9 protein-coding genes are annotated in these 12,176 nt (G+C 38.3%); 3 read left to right on the top strand and 6 right to left on the bottom strand.

Annotated features, from left to right (window positions below):
- Positions 1–68: 68 nt before the first annotated feature.
- From JCM12304_RS16870 to JCM12304_RS16855, 5 genes are all read right to left on the bottom strand, one after another.
- Positions 69–1,109 (bottom strand): M14 family zinc carboxypeptidase, encoded by a 1,041-nt coding sequence (locus JCM12304_RS16870; protein WP_060681726.1) that lies wholly within the window; start codon positions 1,107–1,109, stop codon positions 69–71.
- Between the two features lies 1 nt (position 1,110).
- On the bottom strand, positions 1,111–1,260 hold the full coding sequence (locus tag JCM12304_RS19665) for a hypothetical protein (protein WP_172675315.1): 150 nt from the start codon (positions 1,258–1,260) through the stop codon (positions 1,111–1,113).
- A 331-nt stretch (positions 1,261–1,591) separates the two neighbouring features.
- On the bottom strand, positions 1,592–2,851 hold the full coding sequence (locus JCM12304_RS16865; RefSeq protein WP_369813185.1) for a glycosyltransferase family 2 protein: 1,260 nt from the start codon (positions 2,849–2,851) through the stop codon (positions 1,592–1,594).
- Position 2,852: 1 nt separating this feature from the next.
- Entirely contained in the window at positions 2,853–4,607 is a 1,755-nt protein-coding gene (locus tag JCM12304_RS16860; RefSeq protein WP_060681725.1) for a DUF2334 domain-containing protein, read from the bottom strand.
- 211 nt (positions 4,608–4,818) lie between these two features.
- Positions 4,819–5,994, bottom strand: coding sequence for a glycoside hydrolase family 113 (locus tag JCM12304_RS16855; RefSeq protein WP_060681724.1), 1,176 nt, complete (start codon positions 5,992–5,994; stop codon positions 4,819–4,821).
- 391 nt (positions 5,995–6,385) lie between these two features.
- Here JCM12304_RS16855 and JCM12304_RS16850 point away from each other — a divergent pair, with 391 nt between their 5' ends.
- Together JCM12304_RS16850 and JCM12304_RS16845 are read left to right on the top strand one after the other, a co-directional pair.
- Complete coding sequence (locus JCM12304_RS16850) at positions 6,386–8,488, top strand: beta-N-acetylglucosaminidase domain-containing protein (RefSeq protein WP_060681723.1); 2,103 nt, start codon at positions 6,386–6,388, stop codon at positions 8,486–8,488.
- A gap of 26 nt (positions 8,489–8,514) precedes the next feature.
- Complete coding sequence (locus JCM12304_RS16845) at positions 8,515–9,276, top strand: discoidin domain-containing protein (RefSeq protein WP_060681722.1); 762 nt, start codon at positions 8,515–8,517, stop codon at positions 9,274–9,276.
- Between the two features lie 224 nt (positions 9,277–9,500).
- On the opposite strand, the gene JCM12304_RS16840 is transcribed toward JCM12304_RS16845, so the two are convergent.
- Complete coding sequence (locus JCM12304_RS16840) at positions 9,501–9,983, bottom strand: GNAT family N-acetyltransferase (protein ID WP_060681721.1); 483 nt, start codon at positions 9,981–9,983, stop codon at positions 9,501–9,503.
- A 189-nt stretch (positions 9,984–10,172) separates the two neighbouring features.
- Between JCM12304_RS16840 and JCM12304_RS16835 the strand changes: the two genes are divergently transcribed.
- Positions 10,173–12,086, top strand: coding sequence for a BglG family transcription antiterminator (locus JCM12304_RS16835; RefSeq protein ID WP_060681720.1), 1,914 nt, complete (start codon positions 10,173–10,175; stop codon positions 12,084–12,086).
- The last annotated feature ends 90 nt before the right edge of the window (positions 12,087–12,176 follow it).

Genomic DNA, 12,176 nt, shown 5'->3' with positions numbered 1-12,176 from the left:
GCCGCCTCTAACCCGCCTCATTAAAACACCCCAGCAGATACTCTGCTGGGGTGTTTGTATCCAATTCATTATTCCGTTGGGCGTGTGTTTTGTACTTCTAATGTATCCCAGAAAGAAACGTCTTTTTCATTAATAGAGCCGTTCGCGATTGCTTTTGCTGTGGACTCCATAGTAGTAACTGCTTGTTTGATCAGGTAGCCATTGCCTTTTTGTCCAAGTACATAAGACTCGTAGGAATGATCTGCCATGCCGCGAACCTCAAATAATAAGGTGGAAATACCATATTCGACGGCAAGCCCGTTTCGGCTGATAGTTTCCGCTGAACCACCGGCATATTTACCAAGGTGTCCCCAGCCCTTTGGTTCAATTGCATCATAGACAACCGCACCCAATTGCTTGGACTTTTGTAGGACATCCGTATCTACATTTTCTGTGGTCGGATGCAGAATAGAACCCGAAACAAGCTCGCCATTCTGTTCACTATGTGCACCCTGATGATGGAGATCAATCATATAATCAATATCATATTTATCAAGCACATTTTCATGCAGCGCCTTTGTTTCCGGCTGTTCACGGTTAATGTGATCCCTGTTAAGATCCACACCGTTGGCATTGTACCGGGTCAGATGGTGGTCGCCATCAGCAACATAATCATCAAGTGAAAAATTCACGTCGCCTGCAGCTCCATCCGGATTCAATCTTGGTACAATAAGAATATTCACTCCGTCTGCCAGCTCTTTCATTTTTCCAGTTCCCATTTCCTTGATGAATGTAAGGGCTCCCTCTGTGTTCAATGCCTCATTCCCATGTTGCTGGGTCAAATAAAGAATGGTAGGGTTGTCTGGGTTTGTTATATATTTAACAAGATATAAATCACGACCTTTTACCGATTGCCCGATTACTTCAAGCTCCATATTATCCTGTTTCATTTCTTGTTCCTTTAAAAATTTACCCATTTCAGCATGGGATGTATAAATAGAGGTCTGCACAGATTCATTGCCGCCATAGTTTGGTCCATTTCCAACTGCATGAATGGCAGGTGATGATATAAGCGTAGTACCAAGTATCATCGTGCCTGTTAATGCTACTGTTATCAACTTTTTTCTCATTCTATTTTGCCTCCTGGTATGATTGTTTTTTGTGTTTTATTTCATTGTAGTTCGTACTATGCTGACTTTGCTTGACCTGAATTGTGTAAATCTCTTGTTGAAACATTGCTAGAATTAACATTGTTTGAGGTTTATTATGATATCTTGTCATCCATGTTGGTTAAAGCGCTTTCAAATAACTGCTTCACCTCCACGTTTATCGTAGTCAATATATCTCTATCCTATCTATTTCGTATCCTGAAGTATATAGGCTATCCGGATTAAATACTGATAATTCTAAAATATAATACATCCTTTGTCCTGAATCTTTTATATTAAATTTAGATTTTAATAGACTTAAAAGGCAGGCAGCAACTCACCGTGTTTTTTTATCATCCATATTGCTTCATTTTCATACGAAAAGCCTCGTAGAGTTTTTATTTCTACAAGGCAATCCATCTTCTTATTAAATCTTTCTCTATTTTAAAGCAAGCGAACTCTTTTTAATCTAATTTTCCTTTGAACCGTTGTGTTTTGTACCATGTGACTTCTTGTTTAAAGAGGGTTCGTTTCATCTCTTTACATAAAGAATATAGCATGAGACATAGCCAAAGCTGTGAATAGACAAAATACATTAGTACTACATGGAAGAGGTTACTTCTATGAAGTTGGCCTTTTTCCATGCTTAATGCTAATAGAACTTCCGTAACAAACAATAGGAATCCTAAAATTAACAATACATAGGAGACAAGCCCAATTGATAAGTTGAAATCAAAAAATAAACGCAGCACAAATAGAATGTGAGATATGAGTATACCACCCAAAAATAGAAAATAGGTTAATAGAAAGTAGATGAGATCGATTACTATTCGTTTTCTTTTTAATTTATGAAACCGTAATAAGTACTTTTGGATAACATAGATATTTCCGCATGCCCATCTTGTTCGTTGTTTCCACCATACTCTAAAGGTTTCAGGTTCCTGCTCCCATGTCACTGCTGTCGGGATAAAGCTTATGTAATGCCCCAAATTATATACGCGTATACTTAACTCTGTGTCCTCTGATAATGCTTTTACATCCCAGCCACCTAATTCCTCTAGCACAGATCTTCGAATTGCGAAATTGGTCCCGGGTATCGATGTAATTTTAAACCAAAACCATCTACCTGCTTGGGCTAACCATTGAAAAGTAATTGTTTCGATATTAATAAATCTGGTAAGTAGATTTTTGTTATGATTAATTACCCTGAACTTACCAACTACTGCAGCAGCTTTTTGATCCTTTTGTAACTCGAGAACCAGATTCCGTACCGCATCCGGCTCTGGCGTGTTATCTGCATCATAAACAACAATAATCTCTCCGGAAGATTGTCTCAATCCTACATTCAAAGCACCGGATTTGCCTCTTCCCGCAAATGGAGGTTTATTATGAATTACGTTAATGAATTCATATTTACTTGCATATTCATCTGTGATCGTACCTGTTGCATCCATTGAGTTATCATTAATAATAATCACTTCTAATTTGTCTTTTGGGTATTGAAGACGTACCATCGATTTGATTGTCTCTTTAATAACCATTTCTTCATTATGTGCTGGTATGAGAATGCTGACGATAGGTAAAGAAGTGTCATCTTTTGGTAATGAACGATTTACTTGCTGATGTTTTATTGAAAATAAATAACCGCCCAGCATGAGGAACAGGTGATAAAATAACATAAGCCAAATAGTAAACAATGAACTATACAGGAAAAACTCAATCAATTTAATCCCCCCTTTTTACATAACGCTTACGGTTAATGAGTGTAAGATAAACAAATGCCAACACGGCTAAACCTCCAATGACAGCGAAGCCCCAAAGCATTTTTAAAAGGATAGCCTTCAGATGATAGCTTAAGTAGTCCCATGAAGACATAAATAGTCCCATGCGCTTCATGTTGACCGTAATATTGCCTTCTTTCGCCTGAATATCTACATGCTCGGTCTGGACATTATGATTCATTTCTTTTAAGTCGATCCAATTAATATTTGGAAGTTTCTCCATTTCCTGAATAAATTCCTGAAATACCTCTACACCTAAATACGGGTGAAAAAATCCTGCCACCATGCCATTTCTGACAATTTGGTGCTCTTTTGCATTTTGTATCATCTTGTCTAAAGCCAATGGGTCTTCCGGGTCGACATAGCCGATTGTTTCGGGTAGGAGCTGCATACCATGAAGGAAGCTTGGTGTTGTTATATAAGGAGCCGCAGCCATTACTTTCCAATCCTGGTCGCTGAGCTGCAGTTGGCCGACATAGGTGGAAAAGTACTTGGACGTTATTTGATACCCTTGTTGTGACATTGTGTAATGAGGAGCTTCAAAGGCTAGTGGATATAATCCGTAGTTTGCTAATTCCTCAATTCCCTTTGTTAATCGTTCTTCAATATAACTTTTTTCGTGTGTCTTTTGTTCGTGAAGATATTGCTCATAATCTGATACAGTATTAAAATCATCTTCGGTTTTTATTATTACTTCTTCATCTTGATTATGGTAAATTGGCATATTATTTTCGGTATCCCAAAATTCAAAGCCTTCTCCAGTTTCACTTAACCTAAATTGATGTGTATAGCCATGCAGAACAATACTACCGCCATTTTTTTGCATAAATTTTAATGTCTTTATTAATTCAGGTGAATCAGAAAAGTGATGTTGTTCTTTCGTTACCGGGTTTGTATAGACAGGAATGACAGCTATCATGTAAGGGATATTTTTTTCTGCTAGTATTTTGGCAATACCCATGAGATGGTTCGGATTGACCATTGGATGGACGTCTTCAAGCCTGATATAGCCAGGGTGTGTGTCCACATTCATAGCTGGAGATTCCCCAAAAACTTCGTAAAGGGCATTGGCAACAAATATAGAAAGTGGGTGCTGTATTGTAGTAGCAGCCAAATAGTAGGTGTTTTGTTTTCTTAAGAATAAGGGGTACTCTTTCTTTTTCATATGCCCGGTTAAAAGGATTTCGGTCTGTTCATCCTCCGTAATATTAATATATAGAATGGATGTAGGATCGAAGGGGTGTTCTTTAGTTGGATTGTTCATTTGGGTTATCCGTTCAATTTCGGCAGTATTGGAAATCCACTCGATGTTGTCGAATCGTTCTCCAAATTGATAGGCATTATAACCGATGGAAACAAACGTACCTTTATAGGTTGAAATCATCTTGATGAAGGATTCGGGAAGTATTTCTCTTTGTTGACCATAATAGAATACATAATCCGCTTGACTGAAATCCATCTCCTTAACTTGTGAAGCTGGTTTAAACGTGATGTTTGTAGAGAAATGACCAAGTAACATATCTAGCATTCGTTGATGTTCATCTATTTCCTCATTAACTGATGAGTAGATGACGATAATTTTAGGGTTATTTTCCTGCATGCTATCTTTTGCTTGGACACTTGTTATACTTAAGGGCATGGTTATCAGCAATGCAATAAAGCAAAAGTAAAAACTCATCTTGCGTTTCTTTTGGCCCACGATCACACCTCCTTATGAACTATTATTAATAACTTGTACTCTCATTCTATGGGGATATTGGATAAAAATGATACATATTTACCAGGACTTTAATCTTGCTTAGTCGGGTTAATATAGAGTTATGTGGAGTAGTGAGTTTTCGAATAAAAATAACAAACGAAAAAACTCTTTTAGCCGAAGCCAAAAGAGTTATCATGTATATATTATTAAGTTAATCATTAGAAATGCTTTTGAGAAGCTGCCGCTTAATCACTCGTTCTGTTGGGGAGTGTAGGGGAGAATAATCGACACCGTTAAAGTCCTCTTCTAGTGTTACAGCCCACCAGTATATTCCTTGGGAAAGGGGTTGTAATTCATTAAATGTGGCTTCATAGTAATTGGATTGGGCTTGCCAATTTAATTTTCCATTCGGTATACTCCAGGCATATGGTTGGCGGTGTGCTCCTTCAACTGGAATCATTCCAGCCTCTGTGATAATAATCGACTGTTGAACAGGTAGACTTTCCCATATATCTTTCCATTGTTTCCATGCCTGTTCTAAATCCTTGATACCTGCCTTATCCGGTGCATTTAAAGGGAAGTAAGCGTCGATTCCAATATGATCTAATAGTGGAACGAATTCAATGGAAGAGATATGTTGAATCGTATCCCAGTTAAAAGAATAAATCAACTCTCCTTTATACTCGTTGCGCAATTCGCCAATAAGATTTACCCACTCCTCGCTATAGCGATGCTGCATTGAGTTAAGCTCTGTACCAATATTTAGAACATCGACATACTGACTTTCAGCTAATTCAGCATAGGTTTTCATTACTGATTGGTAACTGAGAAACCATTTATCCGGGTTTGTCGGTTTGATTTGTCCTCTCCAGTGTCCTGATGACATGATACTTTTTTCATCTAATATAGGACGAAGCATGACACTTAATTGTTCTGCATGAGCATATTTGATAAGACTTGTTAATTCGTGGAGCGAAGGTGTTTCCACAGGGTTCGTTGTAACCTCATTCGCCTGCCAATCGTCCTGATAGAGAGGAAATGTAATAGCAACACTATTTATCCCTAATGTACGTAGATGCTTTAATACACGTTGAGCATAGGAAAGATTAGGATGGCCATATACTAATAGATTCATGCCTGCTTGAAATTCATTTCTATCATATTTCCGAAATACCCTAGGTTCATAGACTTTTTTATTCTGTTCCTGATTATGTTGGAAACCTTCTTTCATTTCTTCACTCTCTTCCCCGGTTAAATCGGAATTTATATGCTGGTTCTCGGCATTGTTTTCCGGAGATTCTGTTGAGGAACGCTGCACTAGCCAAGTAGCATACCCAAGTAAAGCCATTCCAATAAAAATGATCAAAAGTTTACTATGCCCTGACACAGATTACGCTCCTTTTAGTCAAATTGAACTACGACGGTCCAATTAAATATATGTGTCGTTTTAATGGGGTAGAACTTTTTAAGTAGGGGGCTGTATTGGAGTATCTCTCGCTTTTAAATTGGGTAGATTTTATAGATTTATTATTTATTCAGGATTCTAATAAAGATATATAAGTCTAAAAGAAAAGTAAGAGCAAACCTAGTAAACTGATAATTGAAAAGTATGAATAAATCAAACGAAAAGCCTATTGTAAAAGTTTATCCATTAATTTACTGTTACTGATAACAATAAAAGGAAGGAGCGAATCAAAAGTGAAAGTACCATTGAAGCTTCTATTTGAACAAATAGAGTTGGAAGAAAATAAGAGAGATCAAGGGGAGGCTATCATTCTATGAAGCGAAAAATAATAAAAATTTCTATTGTTTTGTTCGTGTTTTTATCTATCGGATCTATTGGGAAGACATTAGTTTCCCACGCAGAGCAGTCTGAATCGGTAGCAGTAAAAAAAGGTGGCATCCACAATTTGGTTCCATTACCACAGGAAATTACGACTAATGATGGGAAGCTACAAATGACTGAACAGATAAATATTGTGGGGCAAGAAGTAGCGGACGAAGATGCTTTAAGAATACTAAACGAATTTCTGCAGAAAAATGGCATCGTCGTTAATGAAAGGTTTAATGAGAATTCAACAACAATAGCTATTGGGCAGGAGGGTAATCTTTCATCTAAAGCTGAAGAGCTAGAAAGGGAGCTTGCCATAGCAGATATCTCCAACATGAAAGCCGAGGGTTACACATTGGAGATCCAATCGGAAGCAAATGCGCTAAGCAGTGGTGGTACTATTTTTTTGAAGGGGAAAGATGGTGACGGAACATTTTATTCTGTAAAAACTTTTATCCAATTAATGAACAAGGAAAATAGTTTGTTGACCTTCAAAAACGTACATATTACGGATGAACCATCTATGCGTGTTAGAGGTATCATTGAAGGATTTTATGGTAATCCATGGAGTCATGAAGATAGACTGGATCAAATTGACTTCTATGGCGATCAAAAAATGAATACGTATATTTATGCACCAAAAGATGACCCATACCACCGTGAGAAGTGGCGTGAACCATATCCGGAAAGTGAAATGAAACGCATGGAGGACTTGATTGGTACTGCCAAGAGGAATAAAGTGGACTTTGTTTTTGCTATTTCACCAGGTATTGATATTCATTTTGACGGTGAAGAAGGAGAGAAGGATTTTCAGGCACTATTGGAAAAAAGTGAATCTCTTTATAACATGGGGGTACGAAACTTTGCCATTTTGTTTGATGATATTGCCAATAGGGATGGTGAGAAACAAGCAAAACTATTAAATCGTTTTAATGAAGAATTTATTAAAACTAAAAGTGATGTAAAGCCACTTATTACTGTACCGACAGAGTATAATACACTTGCAATGGGAGTAATTGGTGATCTGTCCCCATATACAAAGGCTTTTTCCGACACGCTTGATGCAGGTATAAAGGTAATGTGGACAGGACAGGTTGTTGTTTCAGATGCACTTCCTCTTGAAAACGTGGAGTTTATGCAGGAAGTTTACGGTGAACATATTGGGGTCTGGTGGAACTACCCTGTCACAGACTATTTGAAATCAAAACTAGCTCTAGGTCCAATAGTTAATATTGATAAAAGACTTGAAGGAGAACTTGATTTCTTTACAATGAACCCAATGGAACATGCGAATCTTTCTAAAATTTCACTTGGAACAGGTGCCGACTATTCCTGGAATGTAACAGAATATGATTCGAATCGATCATGGTATCGTTCGATTGAAAATCTTTATGGTGAGCTTGCTCCAGCGATGAAAACGTTTGCTAATCATTCTTCTCGGATGACTGGTTCATGGAGTATTGGACGTGAAGATGCTCCAGAGGTTCGTGAAACAATGAATGAATTATGGGCCAAGCTATCCAAGAGACAGGATGCAACAAAGGAAATCCGCTTATTGAAAGAGGAATTTTCTGATATGGTAAAAGCAGCCGATACGTTGAAGGAAAGTCTGCCTCAGGATATTTTAGATGAATCGTTAGCAAATTTAAACAAGTTAAAGTTACTCGGAGAGAACGATCAATTGGCTCTAGAGATGGTTTTGGCCAAAGTGAACAAGGAAGATGATCATTACCAAGAATTATATAATGAAATAGAAGCCAATTTACCTGATCTGAAGAATGGGGCCAGAGTCTCGGAGGAAACCGCACTTGCTTTTATTGAAGAGGCTATGGAATTTGATCCAATGCCAGTGGTTTCATTTGATGTTTCTAAAACATTGGTTGCCCCGGGTGAGGAAGTGCACTTCACAAATACGAGTTCATTGACTGCAGAAAAATTAGAATGGACGTTTAAAGGAGCAAATGTCGAACATAGTACAGAACAGAATCCAAAAGTCGTTTATGAAGAAGAAGGTATTTATACTGTTAAACTTGTTGGTAAAAACCTCTAGGGGAAGATGAAGTTATTAAGGAGGGATTGATTACAGTTACACATCTTGCGGAAAGTAAAACAATGAATCTGGCACTTAACAAGGAAACAACCGCATCGAGTTATTGTGCAGATACAGAGGTGTCATCATTCGCTGTCGATGGAAGTACACGTACAAAATGGTGTGGAAATGGAGGGGAGCCCCACACATTAACTGTAGATTTAGGCAGTGTTAATCTGGTGAGTGAAATCGTGTTACAGCATGCTGAAGCAGGGGGAGAACCAGTAGGATCCAATACTTTAGCATATCGCGTCCTAATAAGTGAAGATGGCGAAAACTTCAAGGAATTAGTTAAGGTAACAGATAATAAAAGCGGCATTACAAAGGATCAAGTACCAGTAACCAAAGGACGGTATGTACGCTTAATTGTTGATGAACCAACACAAGGTGATGACAATGCCGCACGTATTTACGAATTCGAGGTGAATGGTCTAAAGGGCGATGTGGAATTGCCGCCAACATACGATCCGGAAAAGCCGCAACCAACTGAAAGTGCTGCAGAATTAAGAGAACTTATAGAAAAATTGACAGACGATGGAGCTATCGATGCTAAAGTTGCTCATACTTTAGCAGTTCGCCTGAAAGTTGTTAGTCATTTTGAAGACAAACAGTCAGCTGAAAAAGTTGTGAAGCACTTGGAAGGCTTTAAACGCTTCATTCTCAATCAGAAGAAACATGATAAGATTAACCAGGAAGTTTATAATAGACTCAATGGTAACACAGAGTATTTAATTGAGAAGTGGAAATAGTACTCCGCTTATATCACAATGGGGAATGTTTAATATTCCTCCCATACATGCAAAACAGAGTGAGCAAAATGCACACGCAATGCTGATTTTACAAAAGGGCTATACCTTAAAATATGGTATAGCCCTTTTAATAATAGTAATCGAACTCTTCCATTTTTATGTTTGCTTTCATTCTGTACTTAATAATAGAAGAAAACGCAACAGAAGAATTTCCCTTCTATTCCTCAAACCATCTCCCACCCAAGTTTCTTATACAAATGAATAGCAGCCTCGCTTGAATATTGTGTTTTTAAATAGGCTTGATCATGGTATAGTGCTAGTGTTTGCATTGCTTTTGTTATTAACGGTTTACCCAGCCCTTTACCTTGAAATGCTGGTATGATTTCCACCCAGTGTAGTCTGCCTATCTCTTTCTGCTCCCAATCTCCCCACCAGGCAGTAGCAGTTCCAATAGGCATACCTTCACCTTCCTCTGTCTCTATAAAAATGATTCTGCGTTTCATCTCTTCTGTATGCACAGCAAGCTCTCTATGGAACCGTTCCAACGCTTTATTTTGATCGGGAAACTCTCCTGTTGCGGTGACAATGTCTGCCCAAACAAGTTCATCATTTTCCTTGCCAAAATAGCGAAAACGATACCCGTCTTCTAAAGGATGTGATGGGATGCTTTGTAATTGATGTGTCATAAATAAAGTTTTATTATTCATATAGTCATGACGCTCTCCTTTTTATTTCATTTCTACCGATGCCGACCATTATACCATGGTTGCTTTTAATGAACGTGAGTTAGAAAAACGAATGTCTTTCACGTTCTCACAAAAGACCTTACGTTTCTCTAACTTGCTAATTAACGTATAATAGGTGAAAGAATGGCTAAAGAAGGGAGGTTTTCAAAAATGAATGACAGACAAAAGTCGCTGATGCAATTTTTGCTGGAAAATCCAAATACATATGTACATATAGAACAACTGGCCAACAAGCTTCATTGTTCGGAAAAAACAATTCGAAATGACCTTACTCTCATTGAGCGCGAGTATGACGATGAAGAATTGGAGTTGATCCGCAAACAGGGAGCTGGTGTTGCTCTTCACGTGGAGGAAGGGCTTCGTCAAACACTTTATCAACGACTTCTTCGTTCTAACCCGCTGCCTGCCAATGAACGAGTAATGGAAATCGCTTATCAGCTATTAGCAAGCGGAAAGAGTGTTACTCTAAAGGAATTAGCAAATAAATATTACACAAACAAAGCAGTAATAAAGTCAGACTTGCAAAAGATAGAAGCTTGGGTGAAACGATTCCAATTGGAGCTTGTATCCAAACAGCGTATTGGTAGTTCGATTATAGGGGAGGAGCTTCATAAGCGAAATGCGATTGCACGGTTATCTGAATGGAATGCGACTGTATCTGATAGCGACCATCCTGTGCTTGGATTGTTTTCCATGAGTGAAGCAGCGATTATAAGAAAAGCATTGACAGCAATGGAGGCAAAATTTGCTGTATCATTTACTGATGGAGGTTTTGAAAGCCTCGTCATTCATGCACTTATTATGATTAGTCGCATCCGGCAACGGGAAGTAATTCAGATTGAAAACATAGATGATAAACTTCATTCTGCTTACCAAAAAGAGTACGAAATGACCATGTGGTTATCGGGTGAAGTTGAAGAAAAACTGCGGATAGCTATCCCTAAAGCGGAACGAATTTATTTTTCCTGGCATTTATTGAGCAGCAAAACAAATAATAGGCCAGATAAAGATATGAGAGAGACAACGGATTTTGCTGAGGACCTCATTCATAAAGTGCAGGAACTAACGATGAGTCCTTTTCGTAAGGATCATTTACTATTTGATGGTTTAGTAATCCATTTGCATTCTGTCTTTCATCGTGTGAAGTTTGGTTTTCCAATAACGAATCCGCTGCTTATTGAAATAAAGAAATTGTATCCATACATGCTGCGGATTATTCAGTTAGCATTGGAAGAGCTTCGTTCTCTCTATGACTTGCAAATTCCGGAGGATGAGGCTGCATATTTGGTTCTGCATTTTCAAGCCTCTCTTGAGCGGCTCTCTCAACGAAGTGCAAACTCCAAGCGCGTGCTCGTTGTTTGCCATCTGGGGGTTGGGATTTCTAACTTACTTCGTGCAAAGCTGGAAAGTCATTACCGAGATATGGAGATTATCGGTACCATCGGTAAAATGGATGTGGACACCTACGTAAAGGAACATGATGTGGACATGATTATTTCCACGGTAGAATTGCAAAGCCTTGCTATACCTTATTTAGTCGTTTCCCCTTTATTAGAGAGTCAGGATAAAGCAAAAATAGATGCATTTTTTCATGCTTCAGAAAAGGAAACACTGCAAGAAGGATGGAAACAGTCATCCCTCTTCGCTCTCATAAAGGAAGGAGGGCTTATTCCACGGATTGAATTAGAGCATCGCTATGAAATAGTCGAGCTTCTTGCCAATAAATTATATGAGCAGGAAATGGTTGAGAAACAGTTTATCCATCATGCCCTTGTACGCGAACGAGAATCAGCAACAGGGATTGGTGGTGCAATTGCAATCCCCCATGGGCAGCCTGATTTAGTGAAGAAATCCGGAATTATGGTGGGGTTAATGAAGTCACCTGTGGAATGGGGAGGGGAAAAGGTCGTTGTCGTTTTTCTTCTGGCCATCGCTCCTAAGGACAAGCATGTGATGAAGGATGTTATTCAGCATATTTCTGCGATCAGTAAGCAACCGGATTTAGTGAATAAATTACAGCATGCTCTCGTTCCTGAACAGCTGATTTCCTATTTATCCAATTAAAATATATTTTCCATTACTTCGGTAAATTTTCAGGATTTTAATACCCTCTTTTTGATTTATACTTAAAGCAGAAGAAAAAAGGAGGGTTTA

The sequence above is a fragment of the Virgibacillus halodenitrificans JCM 12304 genome, assembly GCF_001310895.1.
Classification (GTDB): Bacteria; Bacillota; Bacilli; order Bacillales; family Amphibacillaceae; genus Virgibacillus_Q; species Virgibacillus_Q halodenitrificans.
The sequence above is the reverse complement of the archived record's forward strand: the minus strand, read 5'-3'. Positions and strand labels throughout refer to the sequence as shown.